Origin of the sequence: Arthrobacter gallicola (genome assembly GCF_014836775.1) — a bacterium.
Taxonomy (GTDB): domain Bacteria; phylum Actinomycetota; class Actinomycetes; order Actinomycetales; family Micrococcaceae; genus Arthrobacter_B; species Arthrobacter_B gallicola.
On record NZ_JACSQD010000005.1, the window covers coordinates 93036 to 115095 of the forward strand.

22 protein-coding genes are annotated in these 22060 nt (G+C 66.4%); 3 read left to right on the forward strand and 19 right to left on the reverse strand.

What is annotated here, in order from left to right:
* Complete coding sequence (locus H9639_RS11570) at window positions 1-1800, reverse strand: proline--tRNA ligase (protein ID WP_191808235.1); 1800 nt, start codon at window positions 1798-1800, stop codon at window positions 1-3.
* A gap of 236 nt (window positions 1801-2036) precedes the next feature.
* A complete protein-coding gene (locus tag H9639_RS11575) occupies window positions 2037-2720 on the reverse strand; it encodes a FadR/GntR family transcriptional regulator (protein ID WP_191808236.1) in 684 nt (227 codons plus the stop codon).
* Between the two features lie 23 nt (window positions 2721-2743).
* Between H9639_RS11575 and H9639_RS11580 the strand changes: the two genes are divergently transcribed.
* Window positions 2744-4048: a CynX/NimT family MFS transporter gene (locus H9639_RS11580; protein WP_191808237.1), complete on the forward strand. Its 1305-nt coding sequence runs from the start codon at window positions 2744-2746 to the stop codon at window positions 4046-4048.
* Window positions 4049-4150: 102 nt separating this feature from the next.
* Here the strand turns inward: H9639_RS11580 and H9639_RS11585 are convergent, their stop codons facing one another.
* The 17 genes from H9639_RS11585 to H9639_RS11665 form a co-directional block, all read right to left on the reverse strand.
* The gene (locus H9639_RS11585; RefSeq protein ID WP_191808238.1) at window positions 4151-4858 is read right to left on the reverse strand and encodes a hypothetical protein; all 708 of its coding nucleotides are present in this window, start codon (window positions 4856-4858) and stop codon (window positions 4151-4153) included.
* A gap of 70 nt (window positions 4859-4928) precedes the next feature.
* Entirely contained in the window at window positions 4929-5672 is a 744-nt protein-coding gene (locus H9639_RS11590; protein WP_191808239.1) for a hypothetical protein, read from the reverse strand.
* Window positions 5673-5789: 117 nt separating this feature from the next.
* Complete coding sequence (locus H9639_RS11595) at window positions 5790-6692, reverse strand: GNAT family N-acetyltransferase (protein ID WP_191808415.1); 903 nt, start codon at window positions 6690-6692, stop codon at window positions 5790-5792.
* On the reverse strand, window positions 6655-7821 hold the full coding sequence (gene ispG, locus H9639_RS11600) for a flavodoxin-dependent (E)-4-hydroxy-3-methylbut-2-enyl-diphosphate synthase (protein ID WP_191808240.1): 1167 nt from the start codon (window positions 7819-7821) through the stop codon (window positions 6655-6657). The genes H9639_RS11595 and ispG overlap by 38 nt, the downstream gene beginning before the upstream one ends.
* Before the next feature lie 124 nt (window positions 7822-7945).
* Window positions 7946-8239 (reverse strand): YciI family protein, encoded by a 294-nt coding sequence (locus tag H9639_RS11605; protein WP_191808241.1) that lies wholly within the window; start codon window positions 8237-8239, stop codon window positions 7946-7948.
* A 20-nt stretch (window positions 8240-8259) separates the two neighbouring features.
* Complete coding sequence (locus H9639_RS11610) at window positions 8260-8727, reverse strand: hypothetical protein (protein ID WP_191808242.1); 468 nt, start codon at window positions 8725-8727, stop codon at window positions 8260-8262.
* Between the two features lie 73 nt (window positions 8728-8800).
* Window positions 8801-9436, reverse strand: a complete 636-nt coding sequence (locus H9639_RS11615) for a MarR family transcriptional regulator (protein ID WP_191808243.1) — start codon at window positions 9434-9436, stop codon at window positions 8801-8803.
* 67 nt (window positions 9437-9503) lie between these two features.
* Window positions 9504-10844, reverse strand: a complete 1341-nt coding sequence (locus H9639_RS11620) for a M50 family metallopeptidase (RefSeq protein ID WP_191808244.1) — start codon at window positions 10842-10844, stop codon at window positions 9504-9506.
* 31 nt (window positions 10845-10875) lie between these two features.
* Window positions 10876-12168 carry a 1-deoxy-D-xylulose-5-phosphate reductoisomerase gene (gene dxr, locus H9639_RS11625; protein ID WP_191808245.1) on the reverse strand — a complete coding sequence of 431 codons (1293 nt, stop codon included), beginning with the start codon at window positions 12166-12168 and terminating at the stop codon, window positions 10876-10878.
* A 48-nt stretch (window positions 12169-12216) separates the two neighbouring features.
* Complete coding sequence (locus H9639_RS11630) at window positions 12217-12915, reverse strand: NAD(P)-binding oxidoreductase (protein WP_318242067.1); 699 nt, start codon at window positions 12913-12915, stop codon at window positions 12217-12219.
* A 40-nt stretch (window positions 12916-12955) separates the two neighbouring features.
* Complete coding sequence (locus H9639_RS11635) at window positions 12956-13774, reverse strand: HpcH/HpaI aldolase/citrate lyase family protein (protein WP_191808246.1); 819 nt, start codon at window positions 13772-13774, stop codon at window positions 12956-12958.
* A gap of 87 nt (window positions 13775-13861) precedes the next feature.
* Window positions 13862-14413: a MaoC family dehydratase gene (locus H9639_RS11640; protein WP_191808247.1), complete on the reverse strand. Its 552-nt coding sequence runs from the start codon at window positions 14411-14413 to the stop codon at window positions 13862-13864.
* Window positions 14406-15047, reverse strand: coding sequence for a CoA transferase subunit B (locus tag H9639_RS11645; protein WP_191808248.1), 642 nt, complete (start codon window positions 15045-15047; stop codon window positions 14406-14408). The genes H9639_RS11640 and H9639_RS11645 overlap by 8 nt, the downstream gene beginning before the upstream one ends.
* Window positions 15047-15841, reverse strand: coding sequence for a CoA transferase subunit A (locus tag H9639_RS11650; protein WP_191808249.1), 795 nt, complete (start codon window positions 15839-15841; stop codon window positions 15047-15049). Before H9639_RS11650 ends, H9639_RS11645 begins: the two co-directional genes overlap by 1 nt.
* A gap of 43 nt (window positions 15842-15884) precedes the next feature.
* Window positions 15885-17048, reverse strand: coding sequence for an acyl-CoA dehydrogenase family protein (locus tag H9639_RS11655; protein ID WP_191745913.1), 1164 nt, complete (start codon window positions 17046-17048; stop codon window positions 15885-15887).
* A gap of 15 nt (window positions 17049-17063) precedes the next feature.
* The gene (locus H9639_RS11660) at window positions 17064-19154 is read right to left on the reverse strand and encodes an acetyl/propionyl/methylcrotonyl-CoA carboxylase subunit alpha (RefSeq protein ID WP_191808250.1); all 2091 of its coding nucleotides are present in this window, start codon (window positions 19152-19154) and stop codon (window positions 17064-17066) included.
* A gap of 4 nt (window positions 19155-19158) precedes the next feature.
* Complete coding sequence (locus tag H9639_RS11665) at window positions 19159-20763, reverse strand: carboxyl transferase domain-containing protein (RefSeq protein WP_191808251.1); 1605 nt, start codon at window positions 20761-20763, stop codon at window positions 19159-19161.
* Between the two features lie 145 nt (window positions 20764-20908).
* Between H9639_RS11665 and H9639_RS11670 the strand changes: the two genes are divergently transcribed.
* Both H9639_RS11670 and H9639_RS11675 read left to right on the forward strand, forming a co-directional pair.
* On the forward strand, window positions 20909-21523 hold the full coding sequence (locus H9639_RS11670; protein ID WP_191808417.1) for a TetR/AcrR family transcriptional regulator: 615 nt from the start codon (window positions 20909-20911) through the stop codon (window positions 21521-21523).
* Window positions 21524-21560: 37 nt separating this feature from the next.
* Window positions 21561-22028, forward strand: a complete 468-nt coding sequence (locus H9639_RS11675) for a GNAT family N-acetyltransferase (protein ID WP_191808252.1) — start codon at window positions 21561-21563, stop codon at window positions 22026-22028.
* The last annotated feature ends 32 nt before the right edge of the window (window positions 22029-22060 follow it).

A 22060-nucleotide genomic window follows, 5' to 3' on the forward strand; every position in this document is an offset into this window, starting at 1 on the left:
TCAGGCCCGGGCGGCGCGGAGGACGTACTCCACGGCCTCGGCAACCGGCACGTTCTCGGCCTCGCCCGTGGCGCGGTCCTTGATTTCGACGACGCCGTCGGCGAGCCCGCGCCCGACCACCAGGATGGTGGGAACGCCGATCAGCTCCGCGTCTCCGAACTTCACGCCCGGGGACACCTTGGGGCGGTCATCGTAAATGACTTCCAGTCCGGCGGCCTCGAGCTCTTCGGAGAGCGCGGCAGCGGCTTCGAAGATTTCCTCGCCGCGGCCGGTGGCCACCACGTGCACATCCGCCGGCGCAACCGAGCGCGGCCAGATAATGCCCTTGTCATCACGGTTGGATTCAGCCAGGGCCGCAACCGCGCGGGTGACACCCACGCCGTAGGAACCCATGGTGACCGTGGCCAGTTTGCCGTTCTTATCCAGGACCTTCAGGCCCAGGGCTTCGGCGTATTTGCGGCCGAGCTGGAAGATGTGGCCCATTTCGATGCCGCGGGCCGCTTCGAGGGGCCCGGATCCGTCCGGAGCCTCATCGCCTTCGCGGACCTCAACGGCCTCGATGACGCCGTCCCAGGTGAAGTCGCGGCCGGCAACCAGACCGATCACGTGCTTGCCCGGCGCGTTGGCACCAGTGATCCAGCTGGTGCCGGAGACCACGCGCGGGTCCACCAGGTACAGCAGGCCGGTGGCGGCTTCGCTGCCGAGCACGGCGTCGTCCAGGCTCAGGCCCGGGCCGATGTAGCCCTTGACCAGCCCGGTGTGCTTCTTCAGGTCATCCTCGGTGGCGGCTTCGACGCCCAGTTCGCCGGAGATTTCCAGGTGCGAACCGATGTTGGCTTCGATGCGCTTGAGGTCCACCGCCCGGTCCCCCGGAACGCCGACGACGACGATCTGCCGCTCACCGGTGGGCAGCGTCACGGCGAGGACCACGTTCTTGAGCGTGTCAGCGGCAGTCCACTCCCCGGAGTCCTTGGGGAAGCGGGCGTTGACGTCGGCCACCAGGGTCTCGATGGTGGGCGTATCCGGGGTGTCCACCACCTGGGCTGCCGGGGCGTTGGAGAAGTCGACCGGGGCAGGCGGAACACTGGTGACCGCCTCGACATTGGCCGCGTACCCGCCGGCGGAGCGAACGAACGTGTCCTCGCCGACCGGGGTCGGGTGCAGGAACTCCTCGCTCTTGGACCCGCCCATGGCGCCGGAGACTGCTGAGACCACAACGACGTCGAGCCCCAGGCGCTCGAAGATGCGCAGGTAGGCGCCGCGGTGTGCCTGGTAGCTGGCTTCCAGGCCTTCGTCGTCGATGTCGAAGGAGTAGGAATCCTTCATGATGAACTCGCGGCCGCGGAGGAGGCCGGCACGCGGGCGGGCTTCATCGCGGTACTTGTTCTGGATCTGGAAGAGCGAAACCGGCAGGTCCTTGTAGGAGCTGTAGAGGTCCTTGACCAGAAGGGTGAACATTTCCTCGTGGGTCGGGGCGAGCAGGTAGTCGGCGCCCTTGCGGTCCTGGAGGCGGAAGAGGTTATCTCCGTACTCGGTCCAGCGGTTGGAGGCTTCGTACGGTTCGCGCGGCAGCAGGGCCGGGAAGTGGACCTCCTGGGCGCCGATTGCGGCCATTTCCTCGCGGATGATGGTCTCTACCTTGCCCAGCACGCGCAGGCCCAGCGGAAGCCAGGAGTAAATGCCCGGAGCCGCGCGGCGGATGTAGCCGGCACGGACCAGCAAACGGTGGCTGGCGACGTCGGCGTCGGCCGGATCTTCGCGCAGAGTGCGCAGGAAAAGTGTGGAAAGTCGAAGGACCACGCGTCGAATCCGTTTCTGCAGCGGTGCTGCACGCTAAGGAAGTAATTTCTCCCTACTAATCTAGCCGCTTGCTCAGGGGTTCCCGGACACGGCCTGCGTGTGGCGGATTCGGCGGTACTCGGGTCGGTGGCTGTGCAGGTATGGCGGCTTTTTTCGCGGCAGGCCGCCATACCTGCACATCGGGCATCGGGTGAGCGCCGGAAAGCCGCCCCTTCTGCCGGTGGAGCTGGACTGGCCTAGGAGTCGCCCATGAGATCGCCGCGGGCATGGAGATCGGCGGCAGCGCCGTCATGATCCCGGATCGCCTCCACGATGCCCTCGTGGGGCCGGCGGGTTCCGGGCCGCATGGCGCCGATGCGCCTGCGCAGGATGCCGCGCCAGACTTCGTCGAGATCCGCGTACAGACTGATCAGCGAGGCGTTGTGACTCGCCGCAACCACCGCCCGGTGGAATTGTGCGTCGGCTTCCAGATAGTGCTCCAGATCGCCCTCTTCCCAGGCGCGGTCCCGCTGTTCCAGCAGCACGCCGAGGCGCTCCAGGTCGGCGCCGGTGCGGCGCTGTGCGGCCAGCCGGGCGCCGCTCGCGGCAAGCTCACGCAGCAGTTCGGTGACATCCGCCGTTGAATCCTGCGCAAAACGCCGCTGCATTACGCCCGCCAATTCGCTGGTGGCAATGACATAGGTTCCGGAGCCCTGGCGGATATCCAGCAGTCCGTTGTTCGCCAGCGCACGCACCGCCTCCCGCACGGTGTTTCTGGCGACCCCGAGCTGATCCACGAGGGCTTGTTCGGTGGGTATCCGCAGTCCCACGGGCCAGTCACCCTGGGTGATCCGGCTGCGGAACTGCTCTATGACCTGTTCAACCAAGGACTCCCGCCGCGGCTGCGGCAGCGGACCGGGCGAATCTGGGGAGGGATTCATCCCATCATTATATGATCAGTTGAATGCGCAAGAATCTTAGTCCGGCTCCATGGCTGCCAGCTGTCCTGTTGACGGGAATCCTGCTGGCATCGTTGAACCTGAGGCCGGCAATTTCGTCCCTGGGTCCCTTGCTGGACAGCGTCATTGAGGATTTGCAGCTGGGCGGGCTGGTCGCAGGCCTGCTGACTGCCGCCCCGGCCGTTTGTTTTGCCGTGTTCGGTTCCCTGGCACCGAAGCTTGCGGTGAAACGCGGCCCCGAAGTCATAGTGCTCGGAGCAATGGCGGCCATCGGCCTGGGACTTCTCCTGCGTGCCGCAGCACCGAATACATCCTTCTTCCTGTTCTTCAGCGCCGTGGCACTGAGCGGAATTGCTGTGGGTAACGTGCTGATGCCGGTACTGGTCAAGCAGTGGTTTCCGGACCGCATTGGCAGGGTCACCGGACTCTATACGACGACCCTGTCCCTGGGGACAGCGGTTGTTGCGGCGGTGGCCGTTCCGGTCAATGAGGCGTTCGGCGGCAACTGGCGGTTCGGACTTGGAGTCTGGGCCGTTCCGGCCCTGGTGGCGTTCGGTGTCTGGGTGACCGTCTCCGTGGGCGTGCACCGGCAGCAGCGCTCCGCCCGCCCGGCCCGGCCGCCACTCCCGGCACCCCAGGAACGCTCCGCGCGCCCGGCAGAAACAACGGCCCGCACAGCAGCCGCCGTCAATCCCTGGCGAAGTCCGACGTCGTGGTGGCTGGCGGTGTTCTTTGGCCTGCAGGCCAGTGCTGCCTATATCTGCATGGGCTGGCTGGCAAAGATCTTCAGTGACAATGGGCTCAGCGAAGCGACGGCCGGTCTGCTCCTGGCCATCGTTATGGGGGTTTCCATCCCACTGGCCTTTGTTATCCCTAACCTGGCAGCGCGCCGTCCGAACCAAGGCCCCATCGTCATTGTGCTGGGCTTTTGTGGCTTGCTGGGCCACGTCGGACTGTGGTTTTCACCGGCCTCGGGGTCTTTTGTGTGGGCGGTGCTGTTGGGAATTTCGTCCTGCACGTTCTCCCTGGCGCTGACCATGATCGGGATCAAGTCGCGCAGCAGCGACGGCGTCATCAAGCTTTCGGCATTCACGCAAAGCATCGGATACCTGATCTCCATTCCCGGCCCTCTGATCGTTGGCATCCTGCATGAAGTCACCGGAGGGTGGCAGGCCTCGATCGGCTTTATGACGGCACAGCTGCTGGTGCAGATTTTCGCGGGATACATGGCTGGGCGCTCCGGGCCGATCGAGGGCCCGGCTCCCGAGCCGCAGGCCAAACCTGTTCCACAGCGGCTGCAGGGCACCTAGAGCAGCTTATTCCCTGACCCGGCGTCGCCAATGCCCGGCGGGCAACGATACCGGGGCCGGCCCTGCCGGTGCAGGTCCGGCCCCGCCCGTGACTGTCAGGGCTTACTTTTTCGCGAGTTCGGCCAGTGCGACGTTGATTGTTTCCTCGGCAACATCAACGGCGGCCGCCGCATCTTCCGGATCGAACATGCTGACACTCAGGCTCACGGTGCCGGAGTACGCCTGGACCTGAACGATTTCGGCTTTCCCTCCGGGTTGGGTGATCGTGGTCCGGTACGCCTGTGTGTTCGGCGCTTCTGTGGAGACTTCAAGGGCTTCCACCGCACCGGAAATGGTCATTCCTTTGTTTTCCAGCTCGAATTCTGCACAATCACTGGCCAGCTGCTCACCGATCTCGGCCCGCTCATCCGGAACACTGGCGTCCTCGTAGCTCACCAGCAACAGTGCGTCCGTGCCTTCCATTTCCATGGCCGCCGAATTTCCCGTGGTGATGGTCTTATCAAACAGGGACGAGCCCAGAGTGGCGCACTGCGCGGGTGTGGCCGTGACCGACAAAAAACCAGCCATTTCGAGCATGGCCCGCACGGAGGCGTCGTTATCGACAATCCCGCTGAATCCCATGGCTTGCTGGGCTGCGGTGAGCGCCGCTTCGAGCTCTTCAGCGGTGTATTGGTCCTGACCAACCGCCAGGGCAGCCGTGGGCGAGGACTCCCCCGAACCGGAATCCGCGGCCTCACTCGAGCTGCCGCATCCCGAGAGTGCAAAGACTCCGGCAACGAGCAGTGCACCGGTTTTTATGGACTTGTTCATAGTTCTTCCCCCATTGAATCGACTGCGCGGGCCAGGCCCGGCAGCAGTGAAAAAGCTGAGACCGCCGCGGCTACTTCTTCAGTTCCGCCAGCAGCGCGTTGATGAGGTCCTCGGCAGTGGCGAGGGCGCCCTGCGCATCGGCCGGATTAGTCATACTGGCCGTGATGTTCGTGGTGCCGGAGAAGGCACTGACCTGGACCGTCGTCGCCTCCTGCCCGGCCGCGGCCACCGTGACCCGGTACGCCTGGGTGGTCACGGCGTCGGTGGAGGCGCTGACCTCTTCCGCGGCGGCGGAAATGATCTGACCGGAGACCTCCATCTGGAACTCGGTGCAGTCCACCATCTGCTGCGCATTGGTTTCAACCTGCCGGTCGATGAAGGACGCATCGTCGTAACTGAAAACCGTCAGGGTGTCCGTTGCGTTGAACTGCATGATGGCGACATTAGCGCTGTCAATCTTCTCGGCAATGTTGTCCGAGGCCAGGTCACTGCACACTTCGGGTGTGATCGTGAGGTCTTCGAGGGTACTTTCGACCTGTGCCAGCCCGGGACGCAGAGTCGCATCGTTGATGATCTGCCCCGTCGTGCCCTCAGCGTCGCGAACGGCGGTGAGTGCGGCCTCCAGCTCATCCGCCGTGTACTGGTCCTGGCCAACTGCCAGGCTGGGCGAGGGTGCCGGCGTGCCCGCGGCAGATTCGAGCCGCCCTGACTCCGGGGCACTGTCCGCCACGTCTGCACTGTCCGCCCCCGCGCAGCCCGAGAGAGCAAAAACGCCGGCCACCAGAAGTGCACCGGCCTTCATGGACTTCTTCATTGGTCATCCCCCAGTTGTGTTCTTCCCCGGTAGTGCCGGGTCAGCTGATGCTGATGTGTCGCTTGTCATAAACAAGCACACTGAGCATCCTAGGAGGTGAGAAGGAGCATGCGGAAATCAGAAGAGGATCGTGGCGAACGTTCCAACCTGGGTGAAGCCCACGCTCTCGTACGTTGCCCGCGCCGGAGCGTTGTAGTGGTTCACGTACAGGCTTGTTACGGGCGCCAGTTTCTGGGCGAAGTCCACCACGGCAGACATGTAGGCGGCGGAGAGGCCGCGGCCGCGGTAGGCAGGGTTCATCCACACACCCTGTACTTGGACGGCGCTGGAGGAGACAGTTCCCAGCTCGGCCTTGAAGATCACCTGGCCGGCGTCATCGAATTCAACCAGCGAGTGGCCGTTTTTGATCAGAGACAACACCCGCTGACGGTAGTGCCTGCTCCCCCCGGACACCGGCGAGTAACCGACTTCTTCCTCGAACATGGCCGTGCAGGCCGGCAGCAGGCGATCAAGGTCCTCCGGACGGGATCTGCGCAGGCCTGGGGCCGCAGGCACGGCGGAAGGTCCGGTAATTTCCAGCAGCGGCTGATCGCTGCGGATGTCGAAGGGACGGGGCGAGGAGTGCCGGAGTTCGGACCACAGGGAGAGGACAGCCTCGGCAGGACCGAACAGGGAGGAGAACCTGCGCCCGGTCCGGGCCAGATACGCACCGATCTCCGGTCCGGTATCCGCGTTCACGCCGGTGGGCACCACGTTAACGCCGGCCCAGCAGGCAGCCAGCAGATTCTCGCCGTCGAAAACCCCCAGAATCTGGCCTCCGGCAGCTGTTGGTGCGGCCGTGCCCGTGATTTCCAGGTGGGAGAGCAGGAAGGTGTTCGCCACGGGATCCGACGCCGCGAGTTGCGTTAAGGCGGCGGTGTCCGCGGCACCCAGAATCCGCAGCGTGCCCGATGCATGCCCGCTGCGGATTTCCGGGCCGGCCTTAGCCGACTGTAACCATGGGGCCACCCGTGCCAGCATTCTCGCCATCGGTCTCCCCCATATCTTCCGCGATCCTCATCGCTTCTTCGATAAGGGTTTCCACAATCTGGTCTTCGGGAACAGTCTTAATGACTTCCCCCTTGACAAAAATCTGGCCTTTGCCGTTACCGGAGGCTACACCCAGATCGGCTTCCCGTGCTTCGCCGGGGCCGTTGACGACGCAGCCCATCACGGCGACGCGCAGCGGAACCTCCATGCCTTCGAGTCCGGCGGTGACCTGCTCGGCCAGCGTGTAGACGTCCACCTGGGCGCGGCCGCAGGAGGGGCAGGAAACAATCTCCAGCTTGCGTGGGCGCAGATTCAGTGACTGCAGAATCTGGTTGCCCACCTTGATTTCCTCCACCGGCGGAGCGGAGAGCGAAACCCGGATGGTGTCGCCGATGCCCTTGGAGAGCAGCGCTCCGAAGGCGGTGGCGGACTTGATCGTCCCCTGGAAGGCAGGTCCGGCTTCGGTGACGCCCAGGTGCAGGGGCCAGTCGCCGCGTTCGGCCAGAAGCTCGTAGGCCCGGACCATCACCACCGGGTCATTGTGCTTGACGGAGATCTTGAAGTCGTGGAAATCATGCTCTTCGAACAAAGAGGCTTCCCACACGGCGGATTCCACCAGGGCTTCCGGCGTGGCTTTGCCGTACTTCGCCATCAGGCGCGGATCCAGGGATCCGGCGTTGACGCCGATGCGGATGGAAACGCCCGCGGCCTTGGCTTCGTTGGCGATCTGCTTGACCTGGTCATCAAACTTGCGGATGTTTCCAGGGTTTACCCGCACTGCGGCACAGCCGGCCTCGATCGCAGCGTAAACATACTTGGGCTGGAAGTGAATGTCGGCGATCACCGGGATCTGCGACTTCTTCGCGATGATCGGCAGCGCCGCGGCGTCGTCTGCGCTGGGGCACGCCACGCGGACAATGTCACAGCCCGACGCCGTCAGCTCGGCGATCTGCTGCAGGGTCGCGTTGATGTCGGTGGTCGGCGTGGTGGTCATCGACTGAACGCTGATCGGGAAGTCCGACCCGACGCCGACGGAGCCCACCTTGATCTGGCGGGTCTTTCGCCTCGGAGCGAGGACGGGCGGCGGTGCTGCTGGCATTCCAAGGTTGACCGAGGTCAAAACTTCCTCCATGTGCCCGGGGGCAAATATGTGGTCTGTGAACGGCGCGGGTTAGCGCGCCGTTCCTATTATCCACCCCGGGCACACACCGTGCGTTGCCCGGAGACGGAATATCACTCTGGGCTTAGGCGGCCAGATGCGCGAAAGCGCCGGTGACAGGCTTCCACTCGGTGGTCTTCAGTCCGGAGATTCCGCCGCCCACGGCGAGGGGATCCTGCTTGAGCAGGTTGTTCAGCTCTTCTTCGTCCTCGGCCGTGAAGATGAGCAGGGCGCCGGCACCATCGCTGAACGGTCCGCTGGCCAGGACCCGGCCGTCCTCAACCAGTGCGGCGAGCCACTCGCGGTGGGCGGGGCGGTGCTGGTCCCGCAGGTCGGCTGATTCGGCGTCGTACACGTATTCAACGGCAAAGATACTCATGGCTTCCACCCTAAGGTATTTCAGCCCTGCAGCAGCGCTGCCCGTACCGCCACCGCGGCGCCCACGGCCCACAGCATGGACGTGAGGGTGCCGATAATGAACCTCTCGGCCGCTGCCGGGGTTTCCTTGAGCTCGGCGTACCGGCCCAGCCCTTTGATGGCCACCACGTAGGCGATCGCCACGGGTTCATCGGCCAGGACGGCGGTGGCGACGGCCAGGCGCTCCAGGAACCCGATGACCAGCCCGCCGCGCAGGATCACCGGCGGGGCCGGCGCCGGCGGCCGGGCGGGCAGGGGCGGCACCGCAGGCTGCTGCTGCCCCACAACACCGGTCAGCTCGTGCACCTGATCGGCGGCGGGATCGTACCGGGGGTCCCTGCCGGGACGGGCGGCCTCCACTGCGCGCGCCACTTTGAGGACGGCCGCGGTCACCGGCCAGCCGCCGACGGCAGCTACGGCGAGCCCGAGCACAATCCACAAAACGTCCATAAGCCGCTCTCCCCTTCTTTCCCCCAGCACCGCCGGGACCACCGGATCCGGCAGACCGGACCGGAACGCAGGCCTAGTGCTCCTGCCCGGCCAGCACCCGCTCCACCCGCTCCAGCAGGGCCGCTGCCGCAGGCCGGGCCGCCCATTCCTCGTTCCAGCCGGCGCGCTGGACGGCGCTGCTGACTGCCTGGGAACTGATCCCGAGCTTACGTGCTGCCGCTGTCTGCGCTCCCCATTTGAGGGGTTCGACGTGTTCCAGAATGCGCCACTCGGCTTCCGTGCGGTCACGGACCAGCCGGGCGATCAGCACCAGGACCGCCTCGGCATCGGCGGCCGCCGCGGCTGCCCCGGCCCCCGGGGACGGGTCCGCCACGGCAACGGCAAGCGGCGGCCGGTCTCCGGTTTTCTTGGCGCGTTCGACGGCGGTGCGCGCGGCAATGAACGCCTCTCCCCCGGCTTCCCTGGAGGAGGCAGGCAGGGGCAGGTCCACGGTTCCGGCACCGATCCCAACCGACCAGCCCCCGAGGCGCAGGACGTGCAGGACGGTATGGACCACCACCGCGGCAGAGGAGGCCGCGGCCTGCACCTCATCCCCCACCGTCCGTTCGAACGGCAGCTCAAGGTCCAGGCCGCGAAGCTCCCGGAGGAGCCCGGGCACCCGGTCCGCGGTTTTGCGGCTGCCCTTCTGGTCAATCGTCAGCACGAACATAGTGAAACCATATTCAGTTGCAAATTAAATTACAACCTTAATAGGCTTCAAGCTGATTTGAAACCGGTTAGAACAGGCTGACCGGCTTCACGATGTCGGCATAGATCAGCAGAGCGCTCATACCCATCAGCAGCACGGCTACGGCGTAGGTCACCGGCAGCAGTTTGGCCATATCGAAGGGCCCGGGATCCGGCCGCTTGAACAGCTTGGCGATCCGGCGCCGCAGGCCTTCCCACAGCGCCCCGGCCACATGACCGCCGTCGAGCGGCAGCAGCGGAATCAGGTTGAAGACGAACAACGCCAGGTTCACGCTGCCCACCAGGCCGATTAGCGTGGCGATCCGGTTCTGGACCGGAGCTTCCTCCATCGAGGAGATCTCGCCGGCGATCCGGCCCACCCCCACCACGCTCATGGGACCGTTCGGGTCGCGCTCCTCGGTCGAGAACGCGGCCTGCGCCACATCCACCAGCCGCTGGGGCAGATTGATAACGACGCCGGCAATCCCCTGCAGGTTCTCCCCCACCATGGGCAGGACTTCGCTGGCGGGCTGACGGACCAGGGCGGTCTGCGAGCCGACGCCGATGAAGCCGACTTCCTGCGTGACCGGATTGCCGTTCTGATCCAGCACCACTGTGCCGTCGTCGGTGGTCACAGGACGCTCGGTGAGCAGCGGGGTAATGGTGGCTTCAGCCTCCACACCGCCGCGCTCATAGGTCACGGTCACGCTGCGGCCAGCCGCCTCGCGGATCTGCTCCGACAGGTCAGCCCACCCTGTGACCGGCTTCGCGTCGAAACCCGTAATCGTGTCGCCGGGCAGCAGCCCGGCTTCGTGTGCCGGAGCCGCCGGATCGGAGTCCGTGCACTCCGCCTGTCCCGCTGCTGCCTGGCTGCCGGTGACCACGCATTCGCTGACCGAGGCCAGGGTGGTGGTGCTTTGGGCCGTACCGAAGCCCATCAGCAGGACGGCAAAAAGGACGACGCCGATCAGCAGGTTCATCAACGGGCCGCCGAGCATGATGATGATCCGCTTCCACACCGGCAGCTTGTAGAAAACGCGGTCCTCATCCCCGGGCTCGAGCCGGTCGGTTTCCGCCTGCCGGGCGTCGAGGGCCAGCTGCTGGAACATGCCTGTACTGGAGCGGCGGACACCGCCGTCGGCCGTCTCCTGGTTGGGCGGGAACATTCCAACCATCGAAACGTAGCCGCCCAGCGGCAGTGCCTTGAAACCGTACTCCGTCTCACCGCGGCGCCGGGAGAAGACCGTGGGGCCGAACCCGATCATGTACTGGGTGACGCGCACCTTGAAGGCCTTCGCTGGGACAAGGTGGCCTACCTCGTGCAGCGCGATCGAGACCGCAATGCCAGCGGCCACGAACAGCACACCCAGAATAAAGAGTAAAACGCTCAACGGACTTCCTTTGGATCAGAGCGGACTTCGCTTACCTGCCGCAACGGGCGCGGGCGGCGGAGCGTGCCCATTTTTCGGCCGCCAGCACCGATTCCAGGGTCAGCGGACCGGAATCGGTGTGCTCTGACAATACGGCCGAGATGGTATCAACTATGTCTGTGAATCCGATGAGACCGTCGTGGAAGGCATCCACGGCTTCCTCGTTGGCAGCGTTGTAGACGGCCATCCCGGTTCCGCCGGAGGCTGCTGCCTGCTTAGCCAGCTGCACTGCCGGGAAGGCGTCCTCGTCAAGGGGTTCAAACGTCCATTCCGCGGCCTTGGTCCAGTCACAGGGCGTTGCGGCGCCCGGAACCCGGTGCGGCCAGCCCATTCCCAGGGCGATGGGCAGCCGCATGTCCGGGGGCGAGGCCTGGGCGATGGTGGAGCCGTCAATGAACTGCACCATGGAGTGCACCACGGACTGGGGGTGGACCACAACGTCGATCTTCTCCAGCGGCACATCGAACAGCAGGTGCGCCTCGATCACCTCGAGGGCTTTGTTGACCATGCTCGCCGAGTTGGTGGTGACCATCCGGCCCATCTTCCAGGTGGGGTGGGCCAGCGCCTGTTCGGGAGTGACGTCCGCCAGTTCGCTGCGCGCCCGGCCGCGGAACGGTCCGCCGGAGGCCGTGACCACCAGCCGATCCACCTCCTCCGGGGTCCCGGAGCGCAGTGCCTGGGCCAGGGCGGAGTGTTCGGAGTCCACCGGGACCAGCTGGCCGGGCTGCGCAGCCTGCTTGACCAGTGCGCCGCCCACGATCAGGGATTCCTTGTTTGCCAGGGCCAGCAGGTGTCCGGCGGCCAGTGCCGCGAGGGTCGGCTCCAGGCCGATCGATCCGGTCATGCCGTTGAGCACAACGTCGGCCTCGGGCCAGGCGGCGACGGCGGTGGCGGCACCGGCGCCCACGAACAGTTCAGGATCATAGCCAGTAACGGATGCCTCGGCCGCGGCCCGGGCAATCGCTGCCTTCAGGGTGGGAAGGTCAACCGCGGCGCACCCCACGGCGTCCGCCCGGGTGTGGACTGCCTGCCGGGCCAGCAGCTCCAGGTTGCCGCCTCCCGCGGCAACAGCCACGATGTCGAAGCGGTCCGGAGCGCCGTCGGCGACGTCGATGGCCTGGGTACCGATCGAACCGGTGGATCCGAGCAGAACCACGCGGCGCGGCGCAGTCTCGGGTCCGCCGTCGCCCGCACCCCAGATCGGGGATGCCGCGGGAACACCGCTGCGGCGGGCAGTGGCGCTGGAGGTTTCTGCACGGGACAGGGAGGCATCGGAATTCTGCATGGTCCAAGTATCCCGCACGCGGTCCGGCACTACGCCTGGAGGTGCGGCTTACAACGCAACCGGCAGTGACGCAACGGCATCGGGAATAGACTCCGTGCCGGTCACCAGCTCCAGCACCTGCCCGCCGCCGCGCCTGCTGCTGATCAGCTCCGCCAGCACCGCCGCCACGTCACGCCGGGGAATGGTGTTCTGCGGGACATCAACCGCCAGCTCCACCAGGCCCACGGGGTCGCCGTTGGTGAGCATTCCGGGCCGCACGATGGTCCAGTCCAGGGCGGCACGTGCCTCAAGGTCCTCCTCCGCTGCCAGTTTTGCCACCAGATAGGCGTACATGGCGTCGGCGAGCCCCTCCGGACGCTGCCCGCCGCGGACTGTGTCCGTTCCCATGGAGGAAATCTGGATCAGCCGCCCCACCCCCGCCTGCTCCGCTGCCTCGGCGAACAGGACGGCTCCCGCGCGGTCCACGCTGTCCTTGCGCGCCACGCTGCTGCCCGGGCCGGCGCCGGCGGCAAAGACGGCCAGGTCCGCTCCGGTGAGGACCTGGGTGACGTCCTCCGTGGTGCTGTTCTCCAGATCCAGGACCACCGGGGCCACTGAGTCCATCTCCAGGTCCGGTGCCTGATCGGGGTTGCGGATCAGGCCGGCTACATCATTGTCCGCGGCCACCAGGAGGCGGCCGAGTTCGCGTGCAATCTGCCCGTGGGCTCCAGCTATCACTATGCGCATAACGTATGTAACGGACGTCACACAGTGAAGATTCCCGGTTTTGAAACCCTGCTGAAGGGCCTTAGCTCACGATGCCGGCCCGGCGCAGGGTCTGTTCTGCCTGGCGGAGGAGCGGGCCGTCGATCATTTCGCCGCGGAAGCTGAAGACCCCGCCCTGCCCCCGGGCCGCGGCAAGCAGGTCGCGGGCATACGCCTTCTCCTCCTCCGAGGGAGCGAAGGCGGCACGGACGGCGGCAACCTGACCCGGGTGGATACAGGCCTTCGCAGCGAAACCCGATGCGGCGCCGTCGCGCGCTTCCGCTTCCAAGCCGGCGGTGTCCGCGATGTTCCCGTAGATGGCGTCGATGGCGCCCTTGCCGTAAGCACCCGCTGCCAGCAGCACCGTGGAACGGGCGTGGACGGCGACCCCGCGGTAACTGCCCTGCGTAGTCCGGCTGGATTCACCGCCCAGGGAAGCCAGCAGGTCTTCGGCACCCCACATCAGTGCCGCAACGTTCTTGGCCTGGGCGATTTCCGGGGCGCGGATCACGCCGAGCGCGGTTTCCAGCAGTGCAATGACCTGGTAGTGACGCAGAGCGTGGGCAATTTCCCCGGGGTCCTCGGCTTTGGCCGCCATCACGTGGCGGTATCCGGTGACTGCGAGCGCTTCCAGATCGGCCCGGAAGGAGGTGCTGTGCACCGGGTTGACACGGACGATGGTGCGCTCCGGATCAAGGTCGGACGCGGCCAGGTTTTCGCGGGCCTTTTCCTTGTCCTCCGGCGCGACGGCGTCTTCCAGGTCCAGGATCACGGCATCGGCCCGCTCGGCGGCCTTGGCAAACCGGTCCGGCCGGTCCGCAGGGCAGAACAGCAGGGCGGGTCCCATGGGGAAGGTGGTCATTTCGGGGTGCTCCTTACGCGGCTTCGACTTCCAAGGCTTCTCCAACTTACCGGTGCCTGCACCAGGGAAGTTAGCGGTGGATCCGGTTCAGCGTGTGTTCCGGGATTGTTGGCCGCCGGATTCCGTCCACATCAGCGCTGTCCGGGTAAAGGTGGCCACCACCGTTCCATCCTGGTTGTGCCCGGTGTGCTCCAGGGTCACAATCCCCTGTCCCGGGCGGGAGCCGGACATCCGTTTGGCGGCCACCCGGGTCTGCGAGTACAGGGTGTCCCCGTGGAAGAGCGGGTGGGGAAAGACGACGTCCGTCAGTCCCAGCTGGGCCACGAGGGTGCCCTGGGTGAGCTGCCCCACGGATTGGCCGACCATCACGGCGAGAGTGAGCATCGAGTTCACCAGGCGCTGGCCGAAGGGCTGCCCGGCACTGTAGGCCGCGTCCAGGTGCAGGGGCTGGGAATTCATGGTCAGGGTGCTGAACAGGACGTTGTCCGCTTCGGTGAGGGTCCGGCCGGGCCGGTGCGCGTACACCGTTCCGGTTTCGAGTTCCTCGTACCAGAGGCCGCGCTGGAGAACCACGCGCTCCTCCCCTTCGGGCTGGGCTGCCGGACCGGGATCCCCTGCCTGCCGCGCCGGCTCAGACACCGAGAGCCACTTCCAGGGGCGCCCCGGTGGCGGCCACCACGTCCTCCACGGTGACTCCGGGTGCGGTTTCCAGCAGCACCAGCGACTCCGGTCCCACTTCAAGCACGGCAAGGTCGGTGATGATCAGGTCCACGCAGCCCCGGCCGGTCAGCGGCAGGGAGCATTCGGAGACGATTTTCGGGGCGCCGCTGCGGTCCACGTGCTCCATCATGACGATCACGCGTTTGGCGCCAAAGACCAGGTCCATGGCCCCGCCCATCCCCTTGACCATTTTTCCCGGGACCATCCAGTTGGCGAGGTCCCCGTTGGCAGCAACCTCCATCGCGCCGAGCACGGCGACGTCCACGTGCCCGCCGCGGATCATGCCGAAGGACGCCGCGGAATCGAAGAAGGCCGCGCCCCGGTTGACGGTCACCGTTTCCTTTCCGGCGTTAATCAGGTCCGGGTCCAGTGCGGACTCCTCCGGATACGGGCCGACGCCAAGAATCCCGTTTTCGGAATGCAGCACCACTTCCACCCCCTCGGGGATGTAGTTGGGAATCAGCGTGGGCATGCCGATGCCCAGGTTCACGTACTGCCCGTTCCGAAGTTCCTGTGCCACCCGGGCTGCGAGTTCGTTGCGTGTCAGTGCCATTACAGGCCTTTCCCGGCCGCGCCGCGTGAAGTGTCTGCTGTACGGGGTGCCGAAACCGTCTTCTTCTCGACCCGTTTCTCCCCCGGTCCCGTGTGGACCACGCGCTGGACGAAGATGCCCGGCACGTGGATCTCTCCGGGATCCAGCTCGCCTGCTTCGACCAGTTCCTCCACCTCGGCGATCGTGACTTTGCCGGCCATCGCACAGAGCGGGTTGAAGTTCATGGCAGAGGCATGGAACACCAGGTTTCCGTGCCGGTCACCCTTCCAGGCATGTACCAGGGCAAAGTCCGGGGTCAGGGACTCTTCCAGCACGTAGTCCCGGCCGTGGAAGGCGCGGACCTCCTTGGGTTCCGAGGCCAGCGCTACCCCGCCCTCGGCGTCGTACTTCTGCGGCAGTCCGCCTTCACTGACCTGGGTCCCGACGCCGGCGCTCGTGTAGAACGCCGGAATCCCGGCACCGCCGGCCCGCAGTTTCTCGGCCAGGGTCCCCTGCGGGGTGAGGACCACCTCCAGTTCGCCGGCCAGGTACTGCCGGGCGAATTCCTTGTTCTCACCCACGTAGGAGCTGACCGTGCGGCGGATCCGGTGATCGGCCAGCAGCAGGCCGAGCCCCCAGTCGTCCACGCCGCAGTTGTTGGACACCGTTTCCAGCCGGTCCGCGCCCTGGTCGTACAGGGCCTCAATCAGGGCCGCGGGAATGCCGCAGAGCCCGAATCCCCCCACGGCCAGGGACACGCCGCTGGGAATGTCGGCTACGGCCTCCGCCGGCGTCGCCACTGTCTTGTCAATCATGGAACCGTCCGTTCGTTAATCGCCGTTGACCAACTTCTCCGCTTCAGAGCCCCAACTCGCGGGCAATAAGCATCAACTGAACCTCGGAAGTGCCTTCGCCGATCTCGAGGATCTTCGAGTCGCGGTAATGCCGTGCCACCGGGAACTCGTTGATGAAACCGTAGCCGCCAAAGACCTGGGTGGCATCCCGTGCGTTGTCCATCGCAGCCTCTCCCGCGACCAGCTTAGCCATGGCCGCCTGCGACTTAAACGGTTTGCCGGCCAGCATCCGGGCCGCGGCGTCGTAGTAGGCAAGCCGGGCAGTGTGGGCCCGGGTCTGCATCCGCGCGATCTTGAAGGCGATCGACTGATTGCTCCCGATGGGTGCGCCGAAAGCGTGGCGTTCCGACGCGTAGCGCAGCGCCTCGTCCACGCAGCCCTGTGCGGCACCGGTGGCCAGCGCCGCGATTGCGATCCGGCCCTCGTCCAGGATCTGCAGGAAGTTGGCGAATCCGCGGCCCTCGGCTCCCAGCAGGTTCTCCTGCGGCACCCGCACATTCTCGAGGGTGAGGGGATGCGTGTCCGAGGCGTTCCAGCCCACCTTGTTGTACGCCTTCTCCACCGTGAAGCCGGGAGTTCCGGACGGGACGATGATCGTGGAGATCTGCTTGCGCACGGTTCCGTCCGGCCCTTCGGAGGTTCCGGTGACGGCGGTGACGGTGACCAGGGAGGTGATGTCCGTGCCGGAGTTGGTGATGAACTCCTTGCTGCCGTTGATCACCCACTCCCCGTCCTCGAGGCGGGCCGTGGTCTTGGTGCCGCCGGCGTCGGAGCCTGCCTCCCGTTCGGTGAGTCCGAAGCCTGCGAGCGCGGTGCCCTCAGCCAGCGCCGGCAGCCACTGCTGCTTTTGCTCCTCGGTGCCAAAGCGGTAGATCGGCATGGCGCCGAGGGAGACACCGGCTTCCAGGGTGATGGCCACGGACTGGTCCACCCGGGCCAGCTGTTCCAGGGCCAGGGCCAGGGCAAAGTAGTCGCCGCCCATACCGCCGTATTCTTCGGGGAACGGGAGGCCGAACAGGCCCATCTCCCCCATCTGCGCCACCACCTTGTAGGGGAAGCTGTGTTCCTCGTCGTGCCTGGCGGAAACCGGGGCAACCACCTCGTCGGCAAATTCCCGGACCGTGTCCGATAGAGCCTGGTGTTCCTCACTGAGTTCAAAGTCCGGCATGCCCTGCTCCTTCGGTTAGGTGTGCGGTTCCGCGGCCGGGTCCAGGCCCACCGGGGCTGGGGGCTGGGGTGGTGCAGCAGCGGGGGAAACCGTGGCCAGTACCTGCCCGGCTTTGACCAGGTCCCCGGGACGCAGGGTCATGGCCACGGTGCCGGCCACAGGCGCGGTGAGCTGATGTTCCATCTTCATGGCTTCCACGCTGAGCAGCGCCTGGCCTGCCTCAACGGTGTCCCCGTTCCCGACGGCGACGCTCACAACGGTGCCGGGCATCGGCGAGCGCAGGACGGGATCAGCGGCTCCTGCGGCCCGTTCGGCCGAAGCCAGGGACGCGCGCAGGCGTTCCCTGCGGTCCGGCAGCTCCAGGACCGCGGTAAAGCCGTTCCTGGAGGTCCAGAGCGCCTGACCGGGCCCGGACTGCGGGCCCGAGCCGGGGTTCGCTGCGGCACTGAACCGGAGGGAATGGACGACGCCGTCCAGCACCAGCCGTGCCCGGCTCCCGTCCACGTGCAGGGCGGCGCCGCGTGCCCCTGTCCCGTCGATGCGCACTTCCGCTGCGTCAGGGGTGCCGGTGAGCTCCACCGTGTGCAGGGTGCCGCCCGCGGTCACGGCGACAGTCAGCGGCCGTGCTCCGCCGATGCGCCAGCCATCGGCCCGCTGCCACGGAGAACCGGCTGGCTGCCCGTGGTTCTGCAGCGCAGCGAGCCGGAACAGGGCGGCGGCAGCCAGTTCGACGTCGTCCGGTGCCTGGAAGTGCAGGTCCGGAAGCCGGCGCTCGATCAGCGTGGTGTCCAGGTTCCCCGCTTGGACATCCGGATCGGCGAGCAGCAGCCGCAGGTATTCGATGTTGGTGCCGATGCCCAGGATCACCGTTTCGGCGAGCGCCGCGTCCAGCCGGGCCAGCGCCTGCCGCCGGTCCGGCCCCCAGGCGATGACCTTGGCCAGCATCGGGTCGTAGCTGGCGGACACCCGCTGGCCTTCGATCAGCCCGGAGTCGGTGCGCACCCCGTCCCCGGCAGCTTCGTGCAGGAGCTGCACCGTCCCGGCGGTGGGGAGGAATCCCTGGGCCGGGTCTTCGGCATACACGCGGGCTTCCACGGCGTGGCCGGTCAGCCGGACATCCTCCTGGGTCAAACCGAGCTGCTCTCCGGCGGCGATGCGGACCTGCCATTCGACCAGGTCGATACCGGTGACCATTTCGGTGACCGGGTGTTCCACCTGCAGCCGGGTGTTCATCTCCATAAAGAAGAACTCATCCGGGGTCTCTCCGGAGACCAGGAACTCCACGGTGCCAGCCCCGGTGTATTCCACCGAGCGGGCAGCCTCGCAGGCGGCCGCTCCGATCCGGCCGCGGGTGGCCTCATCGAGCAGGACCGACGGTGCTTCCTCAATGACCTTCTGGTGCCGCCGCTGCAGCGAACACTCGCGTTCGCCCAGATGGATCACGTTGCCGTGGGTGTCCGCGAGGACCTGCACCTCGATGTGGCGCGGGGTGGGCACCAGCCGTTCCAGGAAGAGGGTGTCATCGCCGAAGGCCGAGGCTGCTATCCGGCGGGCGGAGGCCAGGGCAGCCGGGAGCCCGCCGGGTGTGTTCACCGCCTGCATGCCCTTCCCGCCGCCGCCGGCCGAAGGTTTGATCAGCAGCGGATAGCCGACCCGCCCGGCGGCCGCGGTCAGGTCCGCGTCGGTGAGTCCGGGTTCGGCAATCCCGGGGATCACCGGGACACCGTAGCCGGCGACGTGGTTCTTGGACCGGATCTTGTCCCCCATCAGCTCCAGTGCTTTCACGCCTGGTCCGATGAAGGTGATGCCGTTCTCCTGCAGCAGGCGGGCAAAAGCGGCGTTTTCGCTCAGGAAGCCGTAGCCCGGGTGCACGGCCTCCGCGCCGGAGAGCCGGCAGGCGGCCAGCACGGCGCCGGCGTCAAGGTAGCTCCGCCGCGGATCGGCCGGACCCAGCCGGATGGCTGTGTCAGCTTCGCGCACGTGCCGGGCATCGGCGTCGTCGTCGCTGTAGACGGCAACGGTCCGCAGCCCCAGCCGCTTCAGCGTGCGGAGAATGCGGCAGGCGATTTCGCCGCGGTTGGCCACCAGTACGGTTTCGAAAGTCATGGGGTCACATCCGGAAGAGGCCGAAGGAGGTTGCGGGCAGCGGAGCATTGGCGCAGACATCCAGGGCCAGGCCTAGGACGGTGCGGGTGTCCTGCGGGTCGATGATCCCGTCGTCCCAGAGCCGTGCCGTGGAGTAGTAGGGGCTGCCCTGGGCCTCATAGTCCTGCCGGATCGGTTCGCGGAAGGCTTCCTCCTCCTCCGCGCTCCATTCTCCGCCCCGGGATTCCACCGAGTCCCGGCGCACCGTCGCCAGCACGGCGGAGGCCTGGTTTCCGCCCATCACGGAGATCCGGGCGGCCGGCCACATCCACAGGAACCGCGGTGAATAGGCCCGCCCGCACATCGAATAGTTCCCCGCACCGAAGGACCCGCCGACAACCACCGTGAGTTTGGGAACCCGGCAGGTAGCGACGGCGGTGACCATCTTGGCGCCGTGGCGGGCGATTCCCCCGGCCTCGTAGTCCCGGCCGACCATAAAGCCGGAAATGTTCTGCAGGAAGATCAGCGGGATGCCGCGCTGGTCGCAGAGCTCGATGAAGTGCGCGCCTTTCTGCGCGGATTCACTGAACAGGACACCGTTGTTGGCGACGATTCCCACCCGGTGCCCGTGCAGCCGGGCGAAGCCAGTCACCAGGGTAGTGCCGTATTCCTTTTTGAACTCGTGGAATTCGCTCCCGTCCGTGAGGCGGGCAATGATCTCCCGCACGTCGTAGGGAGTCTGCAGGTCAGCGGGCACGGCGCCGTAGAGGCCTGTCGGGTCGACGGCGGGTTCCACCGCGGACTCCGGGTTCCACGCCCGCTCCGGGGCCGGGAAGGTCTCGGCGATGTCCCGGACGATTTCCAAGGCGTGGGCGTCGCTTTCGGCCAGGTGGTCGGTGACGCCGGAAACCCGGGAATGCAGTTCCCCGCCGCCGAGCTCCTCCGCGGTGACAACTTCCCCGATCGCGGCCTTCACCAGCGGCGGGCCGCCCAGGAAAATGGTGCCCTGGTTCCGGACGATGACCGTCTCGTCGCTCATCGCCGGCACGTAGGCTCCGCCGGCGGTGCAGGAGCCCAGCACGGCGGCAATCTGCGGGATCTTCGCAGCGGACATCCGGGCCTGGTTGTAGAAAATCCGGCCGAAGTGCTCCCGGTCCGGGAACACCTCATCCTGCAGCGGCAGGAAGGCGCCGCCGGAATCCACCAGGTAAATACACGGCAGCCGGTTCTCCAGGGCGATCTCCTGGGCCCGGAGGTGCTTCTTCACCGTCATCGGGTAGTACGTGCCACCCTTGACCGTCGCATCGTTGGACAGGACCATCACGTGTCTGCCGTGGATCAGGCCGATTCCGGCGATCAGCCCAGCGCCCGGGCATTCGTCCCCGTACATGCCGTTGGCTGCCAGCGGTGCGATCTCCAGGAACGGGCTGCCGTCGTCGAGCAGTTGCTCCACCCGGTCCCGGGGAAGCAGCTTCCCGCGCTGAAGGTGACGCTCGCGGGACGGGACGGGACCGCCCTGGGCGGTTTCGGCGAGGCGTTTGCGCAGTTCCCCGGCGAGGACCCGCTGGGCCGCATCATTGGCTGCGTAGGACGCCGAGGCGGCATCCACACCGGTAACAAGGGTCTCCATCGACTTCCTCAGGTTTCACCGCGTGGGACCTGCGCCGGTACCGGCGCCGGTTAATGACCACTAACCCAAATCAGGTTAGTGGCTATTAACTGACCTGTCCACCACAATGGAAGAGTTGCCCATACAGGACCGCGGAAAGGCAGGCATGGAAGTCACCAAGAGCACCCCGCGCAGCACAACAGGCCGCAGCGAGGCCAAGGCGTCGCGCCGTGCCGCCATGCTCGACGCCGCTGCGTCGCTGTTCGCAGAGCGCGGCTACAACGGTGTCTCAATCGAGGAACTCGGTGCCGCCGCCGGGGTCAGCGGGCCGGCGGTTTACCGGCACTTCAGCGGCAAGCCGGCAGTGCTGGCAGCACTGCTGATCGGGGTGAGCAAGGACCTGCTCGAGGGCGGAACGGCCGTTGTCGCCGAGTCGAACACGGCCGAGGAAGCCCTGACCGGCCTGATCGAATTCCAGGTGGACTTCGCCCTGCGCCAGTCCAACGTCATCCGGGTCCAGGACCGGGACCTCGCCAGCCTGCCGGAGGAGGATGAGCGCACGGTGCGCTCCCTGCAGCGCCAGTACGTAGAGGTGTGGGTGGACGCCATTTCGGCCCTGCACCCCGACTCCGGACTACCGCTGCTGCGCCACCGCGCCCAGGCGGTGTTCGGCCTGATTAACTCCACCTCCCACACCCTGAACAGCAAAACCACCGCCCGGGAGACGGTGCGGCTGCGCGCCCTTCTGGAACGAATGGCGTGGGCGGCACTGAATGCCTAGTACGCTGAGTAAAACACCCCGAGCAGAAAGACCTGCCGTGATTGAGCTTCGTGCCGTTGTTCCAGCCGACCTGGATGAATTCTTCAACCATCAGCTGGACCCGGGCGCCAACCATATGGCTGCCTTCGCCGCCAAAAATCCATCGGACCGGGGCGTCTTCGACCTCCACTGGCAGCAGATCCTCAGCGATCCTTCCATTACCGTCCGCACCATCGTGGCCGACGGCGACGTAGTGGGGTCCATCCTGGCCTACCGCGAGGGCAACGTCCCGGAGATCAGCTACTGGATCGACCGCTCCCGCTGGGGACAGGGCATTACGACGGCGGCCGTGGGCCTGTTCCTCGAAGAGTTCCCTGAGCGGCCGGTCCGGGCACGCGCAGTCGCAGACAACGTGAGCTCCATCCGCATCCTGGAACGCTACGGGTTCAAGATGATCGGCGAGGAGCGCAGCTTTGCCAACGCCCGCGGCGCCGTCGTCCGGGAACTGGAACTCGAGCTGGCCTAGGCCTGCCGGCAGCACTGCGGAAGGCCCGTTCC

What these genes read in the sequence shown, in the direction of transcription:
- H9639_RS11575 (WP_191808236.1), bottom strand. Translation starts at nt 2,720, where the DNA reads ATGAATCCCTCCCCAGATTCGCCCGGTCCGCTGCCGCAGCCGCGGCGG.
- H9639_RS11580 (WP_191808237.1), top strand. Translation starts at nt 2,744, where the DNA reads ATGCGCAAGAATCTTAGTCCGGCTCCATGGCTGCCAGCTGTCCTGTTG.
- H9639_RS11585 (WP_191808238.1), bottom strand. Translation starts at nt 4,858, where the DNA reads ATGAACAAGTCCATAAAAACCGGTGCACTGCTCGTTGCCGGAGTCTTT.
- H9639_RS11590 (WP_191808239.1), bottom strand. Translation starts at nt 5,672, where the DNA reads ATGAAGAAGTCCATGAAGGCCGGTGCACTTCTGGTGGCCGGCGTTTTT.
- H9639_RS11595 (WP_191808415.1), bottom strand. Translation starts at nt 6,692, where the DNA reads ATGCTGGCACGGGTGGCCCCATGGTTACAGTCGGCTAAGGCCGGCCCG.
- H9639_RS11605 (WP_191808241.1), bottom strand. Translation starts at nt 8,239, where the DNA reads ATGAGTATCTTTGCCGTTGAATACGTGTACGACGCCGAATCAGCCGAC.
- H9639_RS11610 (WP_191808242.1), bottom strand. Translation starts at nt 8,727, where the DNA reads ATGGACGTTTTGTGGATTGTGCTCGGGCTCGCCGTAGCTGCCGTCGGC.
- H9639_RS11615 (WP_191808243.1), bottom strand. Translation starts at nt 9,436, where the DNA reads ATGTTCGTGCTGACGATTGACCAGAAGGGCAGCCGCAAAACCGCGGAC.
- dxr (WP_191808245.1), bottom strand. Translation starts at nt 12,168, where the DNA reads ATGCAGAATTCCGATGCCTCCCTGTCCCGTGCAGAAACCTCCAGCGCC.
- H9639_RS11635 (WP_191808246.1), bottom strand. Translation starts at nt 13,774, where the DNA reads ATGACCACCTTCCCCATGGGACCCGCCCTGCTGTTCTGCCCTGCGGAC.
- H9639_RS11645 (WP_191808248.1), bottom strand. Translation starts at nt 15,047, where the DNA reads ATGGCACTGACACGCAACGAACTCGCAGCCCGGGTGGCACAGGAACTT.
- H9639_RS11650 (WP_191808249.1), bottom strand. Translation starts at nt 15,841, where the DNA reads ATGATTGACAAGACAGTGGCGACGCCGGCGGAGGCCGTAGCCGACATT.
- H9639_RS11655 (WP_191745913.1), bottom strand. Translation starts at nt 17,048, where the DNA reads ATGCCGGACTTTGAACTCAGTGAGGAACACCAGGCTCTATCGGACACG.
- H9639_RS11660 (WP_191808250.1), bottom strand. Translation starts at nt 19,154, where the DNA reads ATGACTTTCGAAACCGTACTGGTGGCCAACCGCGGCGAAATCGCCTGC.
- H9639_RS11665 (WP_191808251.1), bottom strand. Translation starts at nt 20,763, where the DNA reads ATGGAGACCCTTGTTACCGGTGTGGATGCCGCCTCGGCGTCCTACGCA.
- H9639_RS11670 (WP_191808417.1), top strand. Translation starts at nt 20,909, where the DNA reads ATGGAAGTCACCAAGAGCACCCCGCGCAGCACAACAGGCCGCAGCGAG.